General features: G+C 45.4%; 20 protein-coding genes and 1 tRNA gene. 20 read left to right on the top strand and 1 reads right to left on the bottom strand.

From position 1 onward, the window contains the following. Window positions 1–37: 37 nt before the first annotated feature. The 5 genes from tsaD to rpsA all read left to right on the top strand — a co-directional run bounded on the left by tsaD (window position 38) and on the right by rpsA (window position 4,774). The gene (tsaD, locus tag GJQ68_RS16510) at window positions 38–1,054 is read left to right on the top strand and encodes a tRNA (adenosine(37)-N6)-threonylcarbamoyltransferase complex transferase subunit TsaD (protein WP_162418410.1); all 1,017 of its coding nucleotides are present in this window, start codon (window positions 38–40) and stop codon (window positions 1,052–1,054) included. After that, the gene (gene smpB, locus GJQ68_RS16515) at window positions 1,047–1,511 is read left to right on the top strand and encodes an SsrA-binding protein SmpB (protein ID WP_162341268.1); all 465 of its coding nucleotides are present in this window, start codon (window positions 1,047–1,049) and stop codon (window positions 1,509–1,511) included. The genes tsaD and smpB overlap by 8 nt, the downstream gene beginning before the upstream one ends. Further along, entirely contained in the window at window positions 1,477–2,289 is an 813-nt protein-coding gene (locus GJQ68_RS16520; protein ID WP_162418411.1) for an NlpC/P60 family protein, read from the top strand. Before smpB ends, GJQ68_RS16520 begins: the two co-directional genes overlap by 35 nt. Window positions 2,290–2,300: 11 nt before the next feature. After that, window positions 2,301–2,810 carry an HNH endonuclease gene (locus GJQ68_RS16525; RefSeq protein WP_162418412.1) on the top strand — a complete coding sequence of 170 codons (510 nt, stop codon included), beginning with the start codon at window positions 2,301–2,303 and terminating at the stop codon, window positions 2,808–2,810. 179 nt (window positions 2,811–2,989) lie between these two features. Beyond that, window positions 2,990–4,774 (top strand): 30S ribosomal protein S1, encoded by a 1,785-nt coding sequence (gene rpsA, locus GJQ68_RS16530; RefSeq protein ID WP_162341272.1) that lies wholly within the window; start codon window positions 2,990–2,992, stop codon window positions 4,772–4,774. A gap of 243 nt (window positions 4,775–5,017) precedes the next feature. Here rpsA and GJQ68_RS16535 read toward each other — a convergent pair. Continuing rightward, window positions 5,018–5,091 (bottom strand) — tRNA-Cys (locus tag GJQ68_RS16535). Between the two features lie 370 nt (window positions 5,092–5,461). On the opposite strand from GJQ68_RS16535, the gene GJQ68_RS16540 reads away from it, so the two are divergent. The 15 genes from GJQ68_RS16540 to GJQ68_RS16610 all read left to right on the top strand — a co-directional run bounded on the left by GJQ68_RS16540 (window position 5,462) and on the right by GJQ68_RS16610 (window position 21,674). Further along, window positions 5,462–6,730, top strand: a complete 1,269-nt coding sequence (locus tag GJQ68_RS16540) for a c-type cytochrome (RefSeq protein ID WP_162418413.1) — start codon at window positions 5,462–5,464, stop codon at window positions 6,728–6,730. Between the two features lie 32 nt (window positions 6,731–6,762). After that, window positions 6,763–9,867 carry a TAT-variant-translocated molybdopterin oxidoreductase gene (locus GJQ68_RS16545; RefSeq protein ID WP_162418414.1) on the top strand — a complete coding sequence of 1,035 codons (3,105 nt, stop codon included), beginning with the start codon at window positions 6,763–6,765 and terminating at the stop codon, window positions 9,865–9,867. Window positions 9,868–9,886: 19 nt separating this feature from the next. Next, a complete protein-coding gene (gene nrfD, locus GJQ68_RS16550; protein WP_162418415.1) occupies window positions 9,887–11,251 on the top strand; it encodes an NrfD/PsrC family molybdoenzyme membrane anchor subunit in 1,365 nt (454 codons plus the stop codon). A gap of 2 nt (window positions 11,252–11,253) precedes the next feature. After that, complete coding sequence (locus tag GJQ68_RS16555) at window positions 11,254–11,784, top strand: DUF3341 domain-containing protein (RefSeq protein WP_162341279.1); 531 nt, start codon at window positions 11,254–11,256, stop codon at window positions 11,782–11,784. A gap of 14 nt (window positions 11,785–11,798) precedes the next feature. Next, a complete protein-coding gene (locus tag GJQ68_RS16560) occupies window positions 11,799–12,425 on the top strand; it encodes a c-type cytochrome (RefSeq protein WP_162418416.1) in 627 nt (208 codons plus the stop codon). After that, window positions 12,425–13,705, top strand: a complete 1,281-nt coding sequence (locus tag GJQ68_RS16565) for a quinol:cytochrome C oxidoreductase (RefSeq protein WP_162418417.1) — start codon at window positions 12,425–12,427, stop codon at window positions 13,703–13,705. The genes GJQ68_RS16560 and GJQ68_RS16565 overlap by 1 nt, the downstream gene beginning before the upstream one ends. Before the next feature lie 25 nt (window positions 13,706–13,730). After that, complete coding sequence (locus tag GJQ68_RS16570; protein WP_162418418.1) at window positions 13,731–14,762, top strand: cytochrome c oxidase subunit II; 1,032 nt, start codon at window positions 13,731–13,733, stop codon at window positions 14,760–14,762. Window positions 14,763–14,787: 25 nt separating this feature from the next. After that, complete coding sequence (locus GJQ68_RS16575; RefSeq protein ID WP_162418419.1) at window positions 14,788–16,677, top strand: cytochrome c oxidase subunit I; 1,890 nt, start codon at window positions 14,788–14,790, stop codon at window positions 16,675–16,677. Further along, window positions 16,658–17,758, top strand: coding sequence for a COX15/CtaA family protein (locus GJQ68_RS16580; protein WP_162418420.1), 1,101 nt, complete (start codon window positions 16,658–16,660; stop codon window positions 17,756–17,758). Before GJQ68_RS16575 ends, GJQ68_RS16580 begins: the two co-directional genes overlap by 20 nt. After that, on the top strand, window positions 17,755–18,657 hold the full coding sequence (cyoE, locus tag GJQ68_RS16585) for a heme o synthase (protein ID WP_162418421.1): 903 nt from the start codon (window positions 17,755–17,757) through the stop codon (window positions 18,655–18,657). The genes GJQ68_RS16580 and cyoE overlap by 4 nt, the downstream gene beginning before the upstream one ends. Before the next feature lie 5 nt (window positions 18,658–18,662). Then, complete coding sequence (locus GJQ68_RS16590) at window positions 18,663–19,244, top strand: cytochrome c oxidase subunit 3 (RefSeq protein WP_162418422.1); 582 nt, start codon at window positions 18,663–18,665, stop codon at window positions 19,242–19,244. Window positions 19,245–19,266: 22 nt separating this feature from the next. Beyond that, a complete protein-coding gene (locus tag GJQ68_RS16595) occupies window positions 19,267–20,037 on the top strand; it encodes a cytochrome c oxidase subunit 3 (RefSeq protein ID WP_162418423.1) in 771 nt (256 codons plus the stop codon). A gap of 23 nt (window positions 20,038–20,060) precedes the next feature. Beyond that, window positions 20,061–20,387 (top strand): cytochrome C oxidase subunit IV family protein, encoded by a 327-nt coding sequence (locus GJQ68_RS16600; RefSeq protein WP_162418424.1) that lies wholly within the window; start codon window positions 20,061–20,063, stop codon window positions 20,385–20,387. A 74-nt stretch (window positions 20,388–20,461) separates the two neighbouring features. Then, window positions 20,462–21,139, top strand: coding sequence for an SCO family protein (locus GJQ68_RS16605; RefSeq protein WP_162418425.1), 678 nt, complete (start codon window positions 20,462–20,464; stop codon window positions 21,137–21,139). Then, window positions 21,123–21,674, top strand: coding sequence for a DUF420 domain-containing protein (locus tag GJQ68_RS16610; RefSeq protein WP_162418426.1), 552 nt, complete (start codon window positions 21,123–21,125; stop codon window positions 21,672–21,674). Before GJQ68_RS16605 ends, GJQ68_RS16610 begins: the two co-directional genes overlap by 17 nt. Window positions 21,675–21,705: the final 31 nt, after the last annotated feature.

The raw sequence follows: 21,705 nt of genomic DNA on the forward strand, positions 1-21,705 counted from the left end.
TTCCTTAACTTTCGGTTTATTTTCCAACAGACGCTAAATGAGTTGTACTATATTGGCTATCGAATCCTCCTGTGATGAAACGTCGGCAGCGGTGATTTCTGATGGCAAAATACTTAATAATATTGTCGCGACGCAATCTGTCCACGAGAAATATGGTGGTGTGGTGCCGGAGCTGGCTTCAAGAGCCCACCAGCAACACCTGATTCCAGTGGTAGCGGAAGCACTCCGAACCTCGGGGATTTCCAAAAAAGACCTGACAGCAGTGGCTTTTACCCGGGGACCCGGGTTGATGGGAGCCCTGTTGGTAGGCGGGTCGTTTGCCAAGGCATTTGCCTATGCGCTGAATATTCCTTTGATCGAAGTGAACCATATGGAAGCGCATGTGCTGGCACATTTTATCGAAAAACCATCGCCGAATTTTCCTTTTATATGTCTGACCGTTAGTGGGGGACATACCCAATTGGTCCTGGTAAAGAGTCACCTGGACATGGAGGTGCTTGGTGAAACCTCCGACGATGCGGTGGGAGAAGCATTTGACAAAATCGCCAAAATCCTGGGTCTACCCTATCCGGGAGGCCCTCACCTGGACAGACTGGCCAGCAAGGGCAATCCAAAGGCTTATTCTTTTCCCGTATCGGATATGAAAGGATTGGCTTTTTCCTTTAGTGGAATTAAGACCGCTGTTTTGTATTTCCTGAAAGAGAACATCAAAAACGAACCGGACTTTATTGCGACTCATCTGGAAGATATTTGTGCCTCGGTGCAATATACCCTTGTAAAAATGTTGATGCAAAAGCTCGTGAAGGCAAGCCGGGAGCAACAAATCCGAGAGGTGGCCATTGCAGGAGGGGTGTCGGCAAACTCCGGACTGCGGAATGCGTTAAAAGAAGCAGCCCTCGAAAACGACTGGCAAATTTACCTTCCCAAACTTGAATATTGTACCGATAATGCCGCTATGGTGGCAATGGCAGCACACTACAAGTATCGGGCGGGAATATTTTGCGACCTGGACATCAGTCCGTTGGCAAGAATGAAAATTGGAAACCATGGCTAAAAAAAATACATTTGATAAGATTATCAATATTAAAAACAAAAAGGCAAGTTTTGAATTTGAATTTTTAGATAAATTCAAGGCAGGCTTGGTTTTACGAGGTTCCGAAATCAAATCCATCCGGGAAGGAAGGGTTTCCCTCACGGAGGCCTACTGTTATTTCAAAGGGGAAGAATTGTTTATCAAGCAAATGCACATCGCTCCCTACACCCTGGCCACCCATTATAACCACGATCCTGTAAGGGAGCGCAAACTATTGCTACAGAAACAAGAGCTCCGAAAACTTCAAAATAAGTTTTCGGAAAAGGGGCTTTCCATCGTTCCGGTTCGTATATTTATCAACGACAGGGGCCTCGCCAAAATGGAAATAGCACTGGCAAAAGGCAAAAAAATCCACGATAAACGGCAATCTATAAAAGAAAAAGATGCAAAACGGGACCTCCAACGAATGGCTTTCTGAGCGTGCCTATGGAATTTGCCGGGTAACGCTCCTACCCATGTACCGGGAACCGGTGCCTGGCTCCGGGATGAGTTCACAGTTGCTTTTTGGGGAGCTGTACCAGATCTCCCGCCGGACGAAAGACGGCGATTGGCTCTTTGCCGAAGGCGAAAACCAGGCCGGATCCGGATGGATACTCACCTCCCAACACCAGCAGTTGGAAGAAAGAGAGTTTGTATTTTTTGGCCAGGCAGCGTTCCACGTTACCACCAGTACCATTGGCAAACTTATCTGGGACAAAACCCCCGTTTATTTACTTCCCGGAAGCCAACTACATGCCGACCAAAATGAGCTTTTCGATTGGGCAGCATCCTTTTCATTCGACGGAGAGAGCCGACCTTTTTCTGAAAAAGTAACCCGACAACAGCTCGTCTCTATTGCAACCGGCTTCCTCAATGCCCCCTACCTGTCGGGAGGGAGAAGTATTTTTGGCCTGTTCGGAGGGAGTTGGCTACAGCTGGTTTTCAAAATCGGGGGCTATCGGGTTCCAAATTACCTTTCTGCCTTTTTAACGGCAGGAGAGGAGGTGGGTTTAGCTGGAATGCAGGCAGCGGACATGCTGATTTTCGGCAATGAACACGGAATTCCCTCCGGAGTCGGCCTGTATATGGGAGAAGGGCAACTACTCCTGGTAGACGGGAAGGTCCGAATCCTGAAATTTGATCCGGAAAATTGGTCGGCATCCAAAAACAAATCCCACAATGCTCAGGTTCTTCATGTTAAAAATCTTTTAAAATAATGAAGGAGCGGATGGAAAAAAAGGTACTGGTGCTGAATTTGGATCATACACCCATCGGCATTGTCAACGCTCAAAAGGCGTTTGTACTGACTTTTCTGGAAAAAGCGACTCCTTTGGTCCATTTCGATTACCTGGAAATCCGAACCGTAGATCGGGTATTTCCCTACCCCGCCGTAATCCGGCTTTACGAATATAAAAACATCCCCTATAAGGGGGTGATGCTAAACCGGAACAATCTTTTTAAGCGGGATCAACACAGCTGCCAGTATTGTGGAGGGGAAAAAAGCCTGACGCTGGATCACGTAATTCCCCGCTCTAAGGGAGGAAAGAGCAGTTGGAAGAACCTGGTCACGGCCTGCCACCGCTGTAACACGCTCAAAGGTGACAAAACACCCGAGCAGGCAGGCATGCAGCTACGTAGCTTGCCCTTTCGTCCTACCCTGTCTTATTTCCTGGCTGAATATGCCGAACGGCATGCAGCGGAGTGGTTGCCCTTTCTGGAGGTCAAGCCGGTGGGATAGTTACGATGCCGGAATGGAAAGAACTTGATTTTTTGTGGGTTACCCATTTCTATTGGCAAAAATATTCGTAAATTTGCAATCCGTTCGGGTGAACGGTTCACTCTAAGGAGGGAAATCCGAAATAAAACCTCAGCCAGATGACCCTAAGGCTGTTGAAAATCAGGGTTGTACTATATTATATGTCAAATCAAGAAGATTTTAACTGGGAAAAATTCGAAACCAAGGGATTTGGAGAAGGCTATACCAAGGCTGAAAGGGCCGAGATGGAAAAGCTGTACGACAAGACCCTTACCGAGATCACTGAAAAGGAAGTTATTACCGGCACCGTAGTCGGCATTAACGACAAGGACGTGATCATCAATATTGGTTTCAAATCAGACGGGCTGGTGCCTTTGAACGAATTCCGTGACCTTGAAGACCTTAAAATCGGAGACGAGGTGGAGTTGTTTATTGAGGAGCAGGAAAATTCATTGGGACAACTGGTCCTTTCCCGCAAGAAAGCGAAAATGGTGAAAGCCTGGCAGACCATCGAGGAAGCATTGGAAGAAGACAATGTGATCGAAGGACTGGTAAAGCGCAGAACAAAAGGCGGATTAATCGTGGATATTTACGGAGTAGAGGCCTTCCTGCCGGGATCCCAAATTGACGTGAAGCCTATCCGGGATTTTGATATCTACGTGGGCAAAAAGATGGAAGTGAAAGTGGTGAAAATCAACCATGCCAACGACAACGTGGTGGTTTCACACAAAGTGTTGATAGAAAAAGATCTGGAGAAGCAAAAAGCCGAGATCCTGAACAACCTGGAAAAAGGCCAGGTACTCGAAGGGGTAATCAAAAACATGACCAATTTCGGTGTATTCATCGATTTGGGAGGTGTCGACGGATTATTGCACATCACCGATATTTCCTGGGGCCGAATCAACCATCCCGAAGAAGTACTTAATCTGGACGACAAAGTACAGATCGTGGTACTGGACTTCGATGATGATAAAAAGAGAATCTCCCTGGGCATGAAGCAACTGACCCCACATCCATGGGATTCCCTTTCAGCCAGTCTGGAAGTTGGTTCCAAGGTCAAGGGCAAAATTGTTAATGTGGCCGATTATGGTGCCTTCCTGGAACTGGCACCTGGCGTAGAGGGGCTAATTCACGTTTCGGAAATGTCCTGGTCACAGCACCTGAGAAATCCAGCCGACTTTGTAAAGGTGGGTGACGAAATCGATGCGGTTGTATTGACCATGGATAAGGACGAGCGAAAAATGTCTTTGGGCATTAAGCAGCTTACCGAGGATCCATGGACCAAAGCAGAGATGGGTGAGAAATACGCCATCGGCACCAAACACAAAGGGATTGTTCGTAACCTGACCAATTTTGGATTGTTCCTCGAATTGGAAGAGGGAATCGACGGCCTGGTACACGTTTCCGACCTGTCCTGGACCAAAAAAATCAAGCACCCTTCCGAGTTTGTGAAAGTAGGAGACGAATTGGACGTAATTGTGCTCGAGTTGGATCTGGACAGCAGAAGACTGGCATTGGGTCACAAGCAACTCGAAGAGAATCCCTGGGATACCTTTGAGAGTGTGTTCCCGATCGGTTCTTCTCACAAATGCTCTATCATCTCCAAGAATGACAAAGGAGCCGTGTTGGAGCTTCCTTATGGACTGGAAGGTTTTGCGACAGCCAAAAATCTGGAGAAAGAAGACGGAACGCAGGCAGAAGCTGGCGAAAGTCTGGACTTCCGGGTAACGGAATTCTCTAAAGATGATAAGCGTATCGTGCTTTCGCATACGGCTACCTTTAAAGAAGAGGCCATGCCTAAAGCGAGTGCTAAGAAACCGACTACAGGAGCCAAGAAAAAGGCTACCGGCGGGACCGACAGCGGTGCTGGAGGAGAAAAATCCACCTTGGGAGATTTGGACGCACTGTCTGCTTTGAAGGAAAAAATGGATCAGACGAAAAAATAAGATTGTTAATTAAATTTAAAAAGCGCTTTCCGGTTACGGTTGGCGCTTTTTTTATGTTCTTGAGGGTTTTATTTCACCACTGATGTCCACGGATTTATTTTTAAGGGTTAATCTGAGAAACCTGTGATGCATCCGTTTGGATTACCACAGAAACGTTTCTGAACGATGCTCAGTTAGCTACGCCGATACCTACTGGAAGTTTCTGAAGGGGGAACAAAAAAAGCATCCCCAGGGGATGCTTTTTGGAGGTCGAGAGCGGATTCGAACCGCTGTACAAGGTTTTGCAGACCTCTGCCTAGCCACTCGGCCACTCGACCTTTTGCTTAATTGAAGCGCAAATTTAGGAATTAAAAGCTACCCATTCAAATCAACTGGGCAAAAAATATTATTTTCATACCTGGCCTGGATTTTTAACTAAAATTTCACACCCATCCAATATGACCGCCCGGCCGGGTAATTTTATTTCGTAAATTATAAAGAAACGGAGTTATTTATAACGGTTCTAAATTAATTAAAATGCAAACACTTGTTTTATAATACTTTGGAATACAAAAGGTTACAATCATTTTACAATTTTTAACCAATCAGATACCCACCTCTTCTGCAAGTTTGAAAAATAGAACTTGGGTAGTACATTTGTGGGGAATTTGAATTGCACTGAGATAATCTGAAAAAGTATATATAACTATGTCGATCAAACGCTCATTATTAGGGGTTTCCTTTCGCGTTATCCACCTGATGGTCCTGTTTTTCCTCGTTTTGGGGTTTCAGGCGTATGCGGTGGACCCTGAAGTACCGGATAGCGAAGATGCTATCTCCGCGGGTCAGTCTATTTTCAACGCCAACTGTAAAACCTGTCACCGGCTGGACCAGAAATTAATTGGACCTGCCCTGCGAGGTGTTACCGAGCGTAGGGAGCTGGAATGGACCAAACAATTCATTCTCAATTCTCAGGTCTTAATTCAAAGCGGGGATCCCATTGCCGTGGAGTTGTTTGCAGAATACAACAACACCGTCATGCCGCCGATGGACTTTTTAGGCGATGGTGAACTGATGAACCTATTGGCCTACATTGAATACGGCGACAAGGCAGAACCTGAAGCGGCTGCTTCTGCTGCCGATGCGGGTGCGGAATCAGGTGGAGGATCCGGAGGAGGCATTCCCAGCGAATACCTGACCATTATTCTGGTAGTGTTGGTAATCGTTTTGATTTTGGTGCTGGTGGTTTTGGGGTTGATCGTATCGGTCCTGACCAAGTACATGAACAACAGCGATAAGCTGGATGCAGACGATAAAGAATTTATCAACCAGAAGACCGACTACCTGTCCATCTTGAAAAGTGATGGCTTTATAGTGATTGTAACCACCATTGTGTTGGCCTTTGTAGTCAAGACGGCCGTTGATGGCTTATACACCATTGGTGTTCAGGAAGGATATGCGCCTTCGCAACCGATCGCTTATTCGCATGAGCTTCACGCCGGGGAGTACGAAATCCCTTGTCAGTATTGCCATACGGGCGTCGAGATCGGAAAGTCAGCCAATATTCCTTCCGCTAATATTTGTATGAATTGCCACATGCACATACAAAATGTAGGCGGCCAGGAGGGCATTTCTCCGGAAATTGCTAAAATATATGCCGCCGTGGACAACGATCAGCCCATAGAATGGGTTCGGGTGCACAACCTGCCAGACCTGGCGTATTTTAATCATTCCCAGCACGTAGCGGTAGGAGGTGTGGAATGTCAGACCTGCCACGGACCGATCGAAGAAATGGAAGTGGTATACCAACACAGTTCACTGACCATGGGCTGGTGTATTGATTGTCACCGTAATACGGAGATCACCACCCGGGGCAATGAATATTACGATAAACTCGTGCAGTTGCATTCTGAATCCAAAGATGCCTTGAAGGTCAAGGACATTGGAGGTCTGGAATGTGCAAAATGTCACTATTAAATCTTTACGAACATTCTTTTCTTTAATATACAATGAAAGAAAATAAAAAGACATATTGGAAAGGCATAGAGCAGTTGACAAACGATCCCGAGTTTGTAAAACACGCCGATCAGGAATTTCCGGGTTTTACCTCAAAGAAAAATCAATCGGAAGACGGTGGATCCTCCCGAAGGGATTTTCTGAAAATGATGGGGTTCAGTGTGGCGGCCGCCTCCCTGGCAGCTTGCGAAGCACCGGTGAGAAAGGCCATCCCCTACGTAAACAAGCCCGTAGATATCAACCCTTCCGTTCCTAATTATTATGCTTCTACCTTCGCCAGCGGTGGTGATTATGCGTCTATCGTGGTGAAAACAAGGGAAGGTCGTCCGATCAAGATCGACGGAAATTCCCTTTCTCCCATCACACAGGGTGGCACCAACGCCATCGTAGAAGCGTCGGTGCTTTCCCTGTACGACAAGGCGAGGCTGACCGGCCCTCAGATAAATGGACAGCCTGCCGAATGGCCTGCATTGGATGCAGAGTTGGGAAGCAAGTTGGCTGCTGCCGGGTCCATTAAGATTGTCTCCAACACCATTTTGTCTCCAAGTACCGATCGGGCTATCCGGCAGTTCGCAGAACGCTATGGAGATGTAGAATTGGTTACCTACGATCCCATTTCCAATTATGGCATTACACGGGCGAGTGAAACCTATTACGGCTCCAGGACGCTTCCATCTTATCATTTTGATAAGGCAAAGGTAATTGCAAGTTTTGCGGCAGATTTTCTGGGAAGCTGGATTTCCCCTATAGAATTTGCACGGCAGTATAGCAAAGGCAGGAAAATTTCCAAAGAAAGTCCGGAAATGTCCCGGCATTTCCAGTTTGAATCCAATCTGTCTCTGACAGGTGCAAATGCCGATTACCGAACGCCCCTTGCCCCGTCACAGAGTGGTTTGGCGGTATTGTCGCTTTATAATATGATTGCCGGAAAGGCAGGTGCTGGCAGTGCCGGGGGAGCTAACCTGGATGTACTTCACCTGTCCAGGGCAGCGGATGAATTGTGGGCCAACAGAGGAAACAGCCTCGTGGTATCCGGTTCGAATGACCCGAATGTTCAGGTAATCATCCATGCCATCAACGAACTATTAGGGAATACGGGCTCCACGGTAGATTTTCAAAATCCGGTTTATTTCCGAAAGGGAGACGATCAGCGCATGAACCAATTGGTTAGCGAATTGAATAGTGGAAGTGTAGGGGCCGTTATTTTTTACAATTGCAACCCGGTATACGATTTTGGTGGCGGGCAGGCACTGGCAGACGGCATTGCCAAAGCCAAGGTATCCGTAGCCACCTCCGAGGTGAAGAACGAAACTGCTTCGCTCGTACAATACCTGGCACCGGATCATCATTACCTTGAATCCTGGAATGATTTCAGGCCCAAGAAGGGTCTATACAGCCTGGCTCAACCTACCATTACTCCATTATTTAATACGCGTCAGGCGCAGGAAAGCTTTTTAAAATGGGCTGGCAATTCGACTTCTTATTACGACTTTATCAGAGAAGATTGGCAGGCCCTGCACGAAGGGCTTGGAGAGGGCAGTGATTTTCAGTCCTTTTGGGATAATTGTCTGCATGACGGCGTATATCAGGCTTCGGAAGCCGAAGGAATGGAAGGGGAAGAAGAAACCGTTTCTGCAGCAGGAGATATTTCAGCGGCGGTTGCTGCGATCGGAAAGACGTATCAGGCACAAGGTTCAGGATCCGAGTTGGCAATTTATGCCAAAGTAGGTATTGGTTCCGGTACGTTTGCCAACAACCCCTGGTTGCATGAAATGCCCGATCCGATTTCGAAAGCTACCTGGGATAATTACCTTACCGTTTCCCAAAAATGGGCCAACGATAACGGATTGCAAATGAAAGAAGGAGCCACCCAAATGGCCAATGTTTCGGCCAATGGCGTTTCTTTTACAGTCCCCATTCTGGTGCAGCCAGGACAGGCGGAAGGCACTTTTGGTCTGGCACTGGGGTACGGACGTACAGCCGCCGGTAGGGTGGCCGATGGGTTGGGCGTAAATGCTTACGCACTGCTGAACAGTAGTAATGGTTACGTTAGTTACGATGTAACGGAAGGTGTAAGCGTTAGTCTCAGCGGAGAGTCCTACCGTATTGCGCAGACCCAAACCCATCAAACGTACATGGGAAGGGATTTCGTCATTCAGGAAGCGACCTTGGGCGAGTACAAAGAGGATGCTAGTGCCGGAAGGTACCATCCGGAAATTTACAAAGACGGAGAATTCGTAAAGCCCAGTAAAATATCCCTATGGTCCGGGCACAAATACAGCATGCACCACTGGGGACTGGCCATTGATATGAATTCTTGTATTGGCTGCGCCGCCTGTACGGTGGCCTGTCAGGTGGAAAATAACGTGGCCGTGGTCGGCAAAGAAGAAGTTCTGAATCGCCGGGAAATGGCCTGGATCCGAATAGATCGGTACTACAGTTCACCGGAAACGGCCGATTCGTATAAAGAGTTAGAGGAGGCTGCCGACAATCCGGAAGTGACGTTCCAGCCGATGATGTGTCAGCATTGTAATAATGCTCCTTGTGAGACGGTGTGTCCGGTGGTAGCCACTACGCATAGTTCCGAGGGGCTGAACCAGATGACCTATAATCGCTGTATCGGTACCCGTTATTGTGCCAATAACTGTCCTTATAAAGTTCGAAGGTTTAACTGGTTTAAGTACCACGACAATAAAGATTTTGCGGGTGTGAATACCGCCCAAAATGATGATTTGGGTAAAATGGTTTTGAATCCGGATGTAACGGTAAGAGCCAGAGGGGTGATGGAAAAGTGTTCCATGTGTGTGCAACGTATCCAGGCCGGTAAACTTACTGCTAAGCGTGAAAAGAGAGAAGTAAAGGATGGAGACATAAACGTAGCCTGTGCCGTGGCTTGTCCCACCGAAGCCCTCGTATTTGGCGACATGAACGATTCCAATTCCAAGGTATCCAAAATGCTTAAGATTGAGGAAAATTCAATGGAAGCGATCAAGGAGGTCAATGAGGAAAGGGCCTACCATGTGCTGGAGGAAATTAATGTTAGCCCCAATGTTTGGTATTTTACCAAGATCAGAAATAAGGACAAAAACGAAGCTTAAAAAAATAAATCGATAAAATATGCAGGTTACTTCACCCGTACGCGATCCGCTGGTCACCGGCGGTAAGACATACAAGGACGTTACCAATGATATCGCCAGGCACGTAGAAGGAAAGCCCACCGTAGGGTGGCTGCTTGGGTTGGCGGTCTCCTTAGGTGCACTTTTGATAGGCAGTTTGGCCCTGGTAGCTACGCTTTGGGAAGGCATTGGCATGTGGGGCCTGAACAAAACCGTAGGCTGGGCCTGGGATATCACCAATTTTGTTTGGTGGGTGGGTATTGGTCACGCCGGCACCCTTATTTCGGCGGTACTATTGTTGTTCAGGCAAAAATGGAGAACATCCATTAACCGCGCCGCCGAAGCCATGACCATTTTTGCGGTTATTTGTGCGGCCCTTTTTCCGTTGATCCACATGGGGAGACCCTGGGTTGGAGCGATTTGGGCCCTGCCTTTACCCAATACGTATGGGTCGTTATGGGTGAATTTTAATTCTCCGCTGCTTTGGGACGTGTTTGCGATATCTACCTATTTTTCCGTTTCCCTGGTCTTTTGGTATATCGGATTGATTCCTGATTTTGCCACCATTCGTGATCGAGCAACCGGTTTGCGTAAAACCATCTACGGGGCACTAAGCTTTGGCTGGGATGGCGCTGCGAAAACCTGGATGCACTATGAGAGCGTTTCCCTGATATTGGCCGGTTTGGCCACCCCTTTGGTACTTTCCGTGCACACGATTGTATCCTTTGACTTTGCCACTTCGGTAATACCGGGATGGCATACCACCATCTTTCCGCCCTATTTTGTGGCCGGTGCGATTTTCTCCGGTTTTGCGATGGTGCTCACCCTGATGATCGTTACCCGTAAGGTGTTCAAACTAGAGGATTATATTACCATAGGGCACATCGAATTGATGAATATCGTGATAATCATTACAGGTTCTATTGTAGGAATTGCCTACATCACCGAGTTTTTTATGGCTTGGTATTCAGGAGTAGCTGCTGAGCAGTATGCTTTTGTGAACCGGATGTTTGGTCCTTATTGGTGGGCGTATTGGTCCATGATGACTTGTAACGTGATTTCTCCACAACTATTCTGGTTCAAGAAAATCCGAACCTCTATTGCCGCTACGTTTATCCTTTCACTGGTAGTGAATATTGGGATGTGGTTTGAGCGGTTCGTGATTATCGTGACCTCCCTGCATCGGGACTTTCTACCATCTTCATGGGTGATGTTCTATCCTACGATCACCGATGTGGGCGTCTATCTCTTTACATTTGGCTTCTTTTTCACCGCCTTCCTATTGTTTGCCAAATTTTTCCCGGTGATCAACATGGCGGAAGTAAAGGCAGTTTTGAAATCCTCATCTGAAAAAAAAATTAACTAATCATGGAAAGAGACAAGCATTTTATCCTGGGGATCTTTGATGATGAAGACATTCTGCTGAATGCCGTTAAAGAGGTACGTGCGACCGGGATTCGAATCCACGAAGTGTTCTCTCCCTATCCGGTTCACGGATTGGATGAAGAGTTAGGATACAAGAGAAGTAGCTTACCCATTGCGGCCTTTTTGTTTGGCGTACTGGGAACGACTTTGGCCCTTACCATGCAGTTTTACATGATGAAATTTGACTGGCCCATGATCATTGGAGGCAAAGACCACGCTGCTTTTCCGGACTTCATTCCCGTGACGTTTGAATTGACGGTACTTTTGGCAGCATTTGGAATGGTAGGTGTATTTATGATCAGTAGCAATCTTAAGCCCTGGGGACAACCAAGGATCTATGATTTGAGGAGTACCGATGATAAACACGTCATGGCCATAGATATCGCAACGAACGCTTCCGTGGATTTGGAAAAAATCAAGGACGCATTAAAGACATCCGGAGCCACGGAAGTGAATAGTAAAAGTTTTGACTAAGTAATCGCTATCAAATGAAAATAGTAACATCCATATATAGCCTCGCAGTGGTTGGGATTTCACTTGGAATGGCTTCCTGTGCTGCAGAAGGAGATTATCCCGGGACTGAGTACGCCCCACAGATGTATCATTCGATACCCTATGAGCCATTGAGCCAGATTCCGAACGAAGAAGAAGGCATGTGGCTTTCGAACCGGGAAGATGGCAAGGGAGAGTTTTACAATAGCAACCCCAACAATCAACACAAGATGAACATGCGTATGCCTGTTCCCAACACCGTGCCCAGAGATCCACGGGGCATATTGCCCTATCGGCTCAGGGTAGCGGATTTAGAAGGGGCTGCTCTTGTAGAGAACCCCATCGAACTGGATGACCAGGTGCTTGACGAAGGAGAGGAACTCTATATCCAATATTGTGCTTCCTGCCATGGTAACGGAGGGGAAGGCGATGGCAAGGTAGGAATGGTGATTGGTGGTGTTGCCAATTTAAAAGGAGGAGCCTATATTGACTTACCTGAAGGCCATATTTTTCATGTCATTACCCATGGTAAAGGTAGAATGGGTGCCCATGGTTCCCAGATTACGGCTGACAGAAGGTGGAAAATTGTACACTATGTTAAACAAGAAATTCAGACGCAATAATGGCACAGGTAAAAAATTATAATTTGGATCAAAAATTTGATTTTACCGATGCGGTAAAAAAAGTGATTTTCATTCTGGGTGGCATTGGCGCATTACTCTTAGTTCTGGGGATACTGGCAGCCGCACTGGGTGGGGATCACGCAGAAGAAGGAGGGCATGCTTTCCACTGGACCCAGCGATTATTTGCCAATCTATGGATCAATAATGTGTATTTCACAGGAATAGCCATCATCGGTGTTTTCTTCTTTGCTATTCAATACGCCTCACAGGCGGGCTGGTCTACTGCCCTGTTACGGATCATGCTTTCTTTTGGTTACTGGCTCCCCATAGCAGCTGTTTTGATGTTGGTGACCTTTTTCATTGCCAACCATGACCTTTTCCACTGGACGCATAGCTACGTGTTTGACAAGACCAACGCAGAATATGATCGAATTATTGACGGAAAAGGCAGCTTTTTCTACTGGCCGATGGAGAAAGGGACCTTTCCCATCTTCTACATCGTGCGAATGGTGCTGTTTTTTGGTTTTTGGGTTTTCTTTTTCAATAAGTTGAAATCCCTGTCTTACGAAGAAGATTTACAAGGAGGAACCTCCTACTGGTATACGATAAGAAAATGGTCAGCCATCTTCCTGGTTTTCTTTGCCGTTTCCTCCTCCATCAGCGCATGGGATTGGGTGATGTCCATTGACACGCACTGGTTTTCCACCTTATTTGGCTGGTATGTATTTGCTTCCTGGTTTGTAGCCGGACTATCAGCCATTACGCTGGTGACCGTGTTTCTTAAGGACCAGGGTTACCTCGAGATGGTTAATCAGAACCACATTCATGATTTGGGAAAATTTGTTTTTGCGTTTTCCATTTTCTGGACCTACATCTGGTTTTCCCAGTTCCTGTTGATTTATTATGCCAATATTCCGGAGGAGTCAGTATACTTTATCGAAAGGCTTTCTAGTGACGTGTATGGACCGTACATATTTGTAAACATTGGGCTAAACTTTGTTTTACCCTTTCTTGTTCTTATGACAAGAGATGCAAAAAGGCACAATATCTTCCTAAAATTGGTTTGTACGCTCATTATTTTGGGACATTGGATCGATTTCTTTCTGATGGTACAGCCGGGAACACTCGGGCATAATGGCGGAGTTGGATTGATGGAATTGGGGATGTTGCTCGTTTACGGATCTGCATTTGCTTTCGTGGCTTTGAGTAATCTCTCGAAACATAATCTGATTGCCAAAAACCATCCCATGTTGGAAGAAAGCTATCATCATCACATTTAATTACATTCCGAAACAGTTATAAATTATGTACGGACTACTCATTTCAATTGGTGTAATACTCCTGATTCTGGTAATCTGGATGGTTTACCGGATTCAGACCCTGATTTCGGTTGCCAAAGGCTCTGATAAAAAGATAGCCACTACCAGCAATAAAGTCAACGCCATTTTATTCATGGTTTTTCTTATCGGAGCAGGTGGGTTGATGTTTTGGTATTCATTCAAAGAATTTGATAATTACCAATTGCCTATTGCCTCTGAACACGGTGTTGTTACCGATCGGCTATTCTGGATTACTACGGCCGTTACCGGTTTTATCTTTATTCTTACCCATATTTTGCTGTTTTGGTTCAGTTATCATTACCAGTACAAGGAGAATAAAAGAGCTGCCTATTACCCCGATAATAACAAATTGGAGGTAATATGGACACTGGTTCCAGCCGTCGTATTGACCGTATTGGTTGTGTCGGGATGGAAAGCATGGTCTGATATTACCAGTCCTGCACCTGAGGATGCGCATGTGGTGGAACTTATGGGGTATCAATTTGCCTGGGATATTCGATATCCTGGTCCCGATAACCAGTTGGGTGATTATGATTACCGATTAACAACGGCCACTAATTCCAGGGGTATCGATTTTACTGACAAAAATTCATTTGATGACTTCGCAGCTCAGAAAGTTGTGATACCAAAAGGAGAGCCGGTTTTGTTCAAAATAAGGGCGAGAGATGTATTGCATTCGGTTTTTGCACCTCATATGCGATTGAAAATGGATGCGGTACCAGGCATGCCGACGCGCTTTTGGTTTGTTCCTAATAAGACTACTGCCGAAATGAGGCAGGAGTTGGGAGACGAAGAATTTGAATTCGAAATCGCTTGTACCGAGGTTTGTGGAAATGGCCACTTTTCCATGAGAAGAGTGATTGAAGTAGTAGAGCCGGATGAGTATCGGAAATGGGTAGCCGAACAGGAGCCATTTATTAAAAGGAATCCTGAATTGGTTGCTGACTTGCCTGCTGAATTAAAAGAATTGGCAGACATCTACATAAACGAAGAATAAAACTAATTGATAAATTACATATAACATGGCAGTAGCAAACGTTTCAGCACATGATGTTTCGAATCACGATCATCATGACCATGAGCACAAAGATAACTTCATAACGAAGTATATATTTTCCACTGACCATAAGATGATTGCCAAACAATACCTGATTTCCGGGATGTTTTGGGCTTTTATTGGAGGGTTGTTATCAGTGCTATTCAGACTGCAGCTTGGTTTTCCAGAAATGGACTTGTCGTTCCTCAGGCCTATTTTGGGAGGTTGGATTGATGCCACTGGTAAATTGGATCCCAATTTCTACCTGGCACTGGTAACCATGCACGGCACCATCATGGTATTCTTTGTCTTGACGGCGGGATTGAGTGGAACGTTCTCCAACTTTCTGATTCCGCTGCAGATTGGTGCCAGAGATATGGCCTCCGGGTTTATGAACATGTTGTCTTACTGGTTCTTCTTTATTTCAGGAGTGATCATGTTTGCTTCCTTGTTTCTTGAAAAAGGACCTGCTGCCGGTGGTTGGGTAGTGTACCCTCCTCTGTCGGCGTTAGAACAGGCTATTCCAGGTTCCGGACTGGGAATGACTTTGTGGCTAATTGCCATGACCTTTTTTATTGCCTCATCGTTAATGGGGGGGATCAACTACATTACGACTGTCATTAACCTCAGGACGAAAGGCATGTCCTTTTCCAGACTGCCCTTAACTATCTGGGCATTCTTCCTGACCGCAGTAATTGGGTTGTTATCGTTCCCGGTTTTATTCTCTGCTGCCTTGCTGTTGGTGTTTGACCGAAGTTTCGGTACGAGCTTTTACCTTTCCGATATTTACATTGGAGGGGAGGCACTTCCCAATACAGGTGGTAGTGCTGTATTGTACCAGCATTTGTTTTGGTTTTTGGGGCACCCTGAAGTGTATATTGTGTTATTGCCAGCCTTGGGTATTACTTCTGAGGTGATTGCTACTAATTCCAGAAAGCCAATTTTTGGGTACAAGGCCATGATTATCTCCATGTTGGGGATTACCATTCTTTCCTTTGTGGTATGGGCGCACCACATGTTTGTGTCCGGAATGAACCCGTTCCTGGGTTCCATATTTATGTTCCTGACGCTTATTATTGCGGTTCCTTCCGCTGTAAAGGTGTTTAACTACCTGACTACTCTCTGGAGAGGCAACCTTCGCTTTACGCCCGGGATGCTCTTTTCGATTGGATTGGTGTCCTTCTTTATATCGGGAGGATTGACGGGTATCTTCTTGGGTAACTCGGCTATTGACATCCAATTGCACGATACTTACTTTGTCGTGGCACATTTTCACCTGGTGATGGGAGCCGCTTCTTTCTTTGGAATGATGGCGGGTGTTTATCACTGGTTTCCGAAGATGTTCGGTAGAATGATGGACGAGAAGTTGGGGCATGTACACTTTTGGTTAACTTTTGTAGGGGTGTACATGGTTTTCTTCCCCATGCACTATATTGGTATTGCAGGATTCCCACGTAGGTATTACAGCTGGACTAATTTCTCCTTTACCGACATGTATACTGATTTGAACATGTTTGTTTCGGTGGCTTCCATTATCACCTTTGTGGCCCAATTCATATTTATTTTTAATTTCTTCTACAGCATGTACAAGGGACGAAAAGCGTCGCTGAATCCATGGCAATCTAATACGCTGGAATGGACCACGCCGCTTCATCCGAAACATGGAAACTGGCCGGGAGAAATTCCTTCCGTATACCGATGGCCATACGATTACAGTAAGCCGGGTGCAAAAGAAGATTTTATCCCGCAGACAGTTCCTTTATCTGCTACTCCGGAATCAAATTTACCTCACGAAAATAAATTGGTACAATTAGAGAAAGAGATAATGGCGGAAGAAGGAGAGGTGCTGGTAGCGAATGAAACAAAAGAATCTTAAAGAAGAGGTACACCGCTTCCGTAGGATCAGTTATATTACTACGGTGGCGGTGTTCTTTCTTATCCTTGTAGGTGGCATTGTCCGAAGTACCGGAGCGGGAATGGGCTGTCCCGACTGGCCAAAATGCTTCGGAAGCTGGATCCCGCCCACTTCGGTAGATCAGCTCCCCGAAAATTATGCGGAAATCTACCTTGAGAAAAGGGCAGACAAAAATGAACGCTTTGTTTCTTTATTGAATGTTCTGGGTTTTCCGACACTGGCGCGACAGATAGAAGAAGATGAGTCTATTTTATCCCACGAACCTTTCAATGCCACCAAAACATGGATAGAGTATGTAAACAGGTTAATTGGTGTCGCGATAGGACTTCTGATCATACTGACATTCGTTCAATCCATCCGCTTGCGTAAATTGGATTATAAGATTACGCTTTTGTCGCTACTTGCATTGATTGCGGTGGTGTTTCAGGGATGGTTAGGCTCTATTGTGGTATCTACCAACCTGTTGCAATGGATGATCAGTCTGCACATGATCGTAGCGTTATTGCTAGTCTGCCTCCTATTATATATTTATTTCCGGTCGGGAACGTTGGTTTCGGCTTCTAAAGGAGAAAACCCGGTGATTTCCTTGGGGGAACGAAAATGGATTAGAGCTTGGTTGGGAATCGGGATGCTGCTTATGTTTGTGCAGATTGTCTTGGGTACGCAGGTACGGGAACATATAGATGTCATTGCTGCTGAGTTTGGATACCAAAACAGGGGCTTGTGGATTTCCAAATTGGGGACCACCTTCTATATTCATCGATCCTTTTCTTTGATATTGATAGGCTTACATATTTACTTGTTTTACAGGATGAGCTTGTCAGAATTGGGGAAGGGGGGCTTGATGAATCGATTTAAATGGCTGATAGGGCTGATGATTACGGTGGTTATATCAGGGGTTGTGATGGCATATTTGAGCATTCCGGCTTTTGTTCAGCCGCTGCATTTATTGCTTGGTTCCTTGATAATTGGATTTCAATATTATATTTGGTTGGAATTGGGAGTAGCAAAATATCACTCCGAAGAGAACGTTTTGGTATGAGTACAATTGATATATCTGAGAAATTGATTTTAGAGGCCTGGAGAATTCGCTTCCGGGCTTATATGGAATTGCTGAAAGTCAGGCTTTCGGCATTGGTGACTTTCTCGGCCGTTTTTGGTTTTATATTGGGGCATTCCGGGCAGGTCTTTTCCTGGATTACATTTTTTGGATTGATTGCGGGAGGTTTTCTGGTCAGCGGGGCTTCGGGTGCTGCTAATGAGATAATGGAAAGAGAGTATGATAAGCTCATGAAAAGGACTCAGAACCGCCCGCTTCCCTTGCATTTGATTTCGGTAAGAGAGGCGTATTGGTTTACCATCGTCGCTGCTTTGTTAGGGATACTTTTACTGGCTTTTTTCACCAATTGGCTTACTACCGGACTGGGTGTATTAAGCATGATTCTGTATGTGTTTGTGTACACACCGTTAAAAAGAGTTGGGCCGATCGCCGTACTGGTAGGGGCCATTCCCGGAGCCATGCCTCCGCTACTAGGGTGGACGGCAGCTACAGGGGGGATTTCTTATGAAGCCCTGATCATATTTGGAATCCAGTTTGTCTGGCAGTTTCCACACTTCTGGGCGATCGCTTGGGTGAGTGACGAGGATTACAAAAAAGCCGGGTTCAAATTATTACCCTCGGGAGGACAGAAGGATTTGAATACGGCCATTCAAATCATGATTTACACCTTGTTTTTATTGCCTTTGGGATTGTTGCCCACCTATTTTGGTTTTACCGGCCTGAATTCGGGGATCGTTGCGACGATTTGCGGGGTATTGTTTCTGGCGCAGACATTTTCGCTAATGAGGGATTGTTCCCGGAAGTCTGCGTTAAAGATTATGTTCGGTTCATTTCTGTATCTGCCAATCGTACAAATAGCTTATTTATTGGATAAAATTTAGTAGGAATGGAAGAGAGATTAGCATTTGTAGAAGGAGCGGAACAGCCCTTATCCATGCACCCCAAAAAATTTGCCTTGTGGCTTTTTATTGTAAGTGTGGTAATGGTATTTGCGGGCATGACCAGTGCCTATATTGTTCGTCAGTCCGAAGGCAATTGGTTGGAATTTGATTTACCAAATGTATTTTGGTACACGTCCGGGATCATTGTGCTGAGTAGTTTGAGTATGCATTGGTCTTATGTGGCTGCAAAGAAGGATGATTTTAATACGCTTAAATTGGGATTGCTTATTACGACGCTGTTAGGTATTGCCTTTTTGATAGGGCAATGGTACAGCTGGGAGGCGTTGGTGGGGCAAGATGTTTATTTTGTAGGTAATCCGGCAGGGTCTTTTATGTATGTTTTTACAGGATTACATGCATTCCATCTCATCAGCGGTGTGATTTTTCTAATTATTGTATTAATTTCGTCGCTAAGAAATAAAATTCATTCCCAAAATCTGCCCCAGTTGGAAATGTGTGTTACCTATTGGCATTTTCTGGGAGGCCTTTGGTTGTATTTGTTCATGTTTTTGCTATTAAATCATTAATATTTAAGTTAACTTATCGATTATGTCTTCGACTGCTATTGAAATCCAATCCAAAAGAGGCGTCTGGGGTGGAGGAAACGAACCACTGAAAGCTAGCTACGGCAAGCTGATGATGTGGTTTTTCCTGTTATCCGATATTTTTACGTTTACCGCCTTTTTGATTACTTATGGGGCGATTCGGGTGAGCTATCCTGCCTATGGTGGTGAAGTGGCTGATTTTGTCAGCTCTAATGAGTACTGGCCCATTCCGGAAATGATCTTTGATGCCATCCCATTCGTTCATGGAGGTCATTTTCCATTGGTATTCGTAGGCTTGATGACTTTCATTTTGATATTGAGCTCCGTCACCATGGTATTAGCGGTAGAAGCCGGTCACCGGAATGATAGAAAAGACGTGGTCAAGTGGATGCTTTGGACGCTACTGGGTGGAATTACATTTCTTAGCTGCCAGGCTTGGGAATGGTCCCACTTTATCCATGGTACTGATGAAGGGTCTATGCTAACGTATGTGAATTCAGTGGGTAATGTCGTCAGCGAAACTGTCTACGGAGCTAATCTTTTGGTAAATGAATACGGCCCGGCCCCTTTTGCGCAATTGTTTTTCTTTATCACCGGGTTTCATGGCTTCCACGTAACCATTGGAGTTTTTCTCCTGTTTCTTGCCTTCTATCAGGCAGCTGTAGGAGTTTATGAGGGAAGAGGGCATTATGAAATGATTGAAAAGATTGGTTTATACTGGCACTTCGTTGATTTGGTTTGGGTGTTTGTATTTACCTTTTTCTACCTGATATAGAACAATAATCGCATCGTTGAATTATGGCACAAGAAAATAAAAACGGGTTAGAAGTAATTCCCAGAGACTCGGCAAAAATTAAAAAAATCTGGATGACAGCATTGATTTTACTGGTGGTGACCGCCGTAGAATTCCTGCTTGCATTTACGATGGAAAGAGGGATGTTATTGTACATCATTTTCATCGTATTGACGATTGTCAAAGCTAAATACATCATGATGGAATTCATGCACCTTGGTGACGAAGTGAAACCATTGTTTTATTCCATTATTGTCCCATTAATTTTTCTTATTTGGCTTATTATTGCCCTTTTCAGAGAAGGAGCAGATATCTTTTTGATGCGTTGGTAGCCATGGAACAAAAATTGTACATCAATGAATGGTTGGAGTGGAATCTTCAACCATTTTTTTTGTTATGAGATAGTATGAAAATGTTACGCTTTCTTCAGATCATGGTTTTGATCTGTGTGTTAATGATCCCGGTGTTGATTATTCTGTTTTTAAGAGGTTTTACTACTAACGAATATACCATTCCCATTCTCTATGAGCAGGGGGTGGAAGACCCTTATCAGCAATGTGATTACGAAGGCAATTCGGGGCAGCATTATATTCCTGACTTTTCCCTGACCGACCAGTTGAACCGGGAGGTTCAGCGGGAGGATATGCGTGGGAAAGTTACCATCGTGGATTTCTTTTTTACCAGTTGCCCCAGTATTTGCCCGGTAATGTCCTCGGAGATGGAGCGGGTTCAGGATGCGTTTCGGAATGAAGACAAGGTACAGATATTTTCGATCAGTATTGATCCCACTTACGATACGCCCGAGGTCCTCGCTGAATATGCAGAACGGCACCGGGCCGAAAGGGACAAATGGTTTTATCTCACGGGAAATAAAGAGCATATCTATGACCTGGCCAGGTGCGGGTTTGTTTTGCCGACCATAGACGGCGAATCCGAACCGGAAGACTTCATTCACAGTGATAAATTTGTACTGGTGGACGAGATGGGTAGGATCAGGGGGTATTATAGCGGAACTGAAAGGGAGAGTGTGGATTTACTGGTATTGGAAACTAAAATATTATTGCACGATGGAGACAAAAATTGACGGGAACCGAAGTGATGGTTCCATGTTTCGTTGGATTACCTTTATTTCCGTATTGGTGCCTGTACTGGTAGCCATACTGCTATTCATGCCGTCCAAAATTGATACTGGGCAAGATTGGGTTTATTTTTTGCCTCATCTGAATGCCGTTATCAATTCGGCGGCGACCATTGCCTTGCTACTTGGGGTGTATTTTATCAAACAAGGAAAGAGGGGCTTGCACAAAGTATCCATGACCACTGCTTTCGTGTTGGGTGCCATGTTTCTGGTTAGCTATGTGCTGTACCATGCGTCCGCGGAGAGCACTTCTTTTGGCGGTGAGGGGTGGATCAGAGGGTTGTATTATTTCCTTTTGATTACGCATATTATATTAGCTGCAGTGGCATTGTTTCCCATCTTGTGGGCCTATTATTACGGATATACTGGAAAGTATGACAAGCACCGTGCCGTGGTAAAATATGCCTTTCCTATTTGGCTCTATGTGACCGTCAGTGGGGTGATTGTTTACTTGATGATCAGCCCTTATTATTCGCACTGATATTTTACCTTTGGGGTAAGAACTTTGTGAG

This window comes from Cyclobacterium roseum, assembly GCF_010119225.1.
Classification (GTDB): Bacteria; Bacteroidota; Bacteroidia; order Cytophagales; family Cyclobacteriaceae; genus Cyclobacterium; species Cyclobacterium roseum.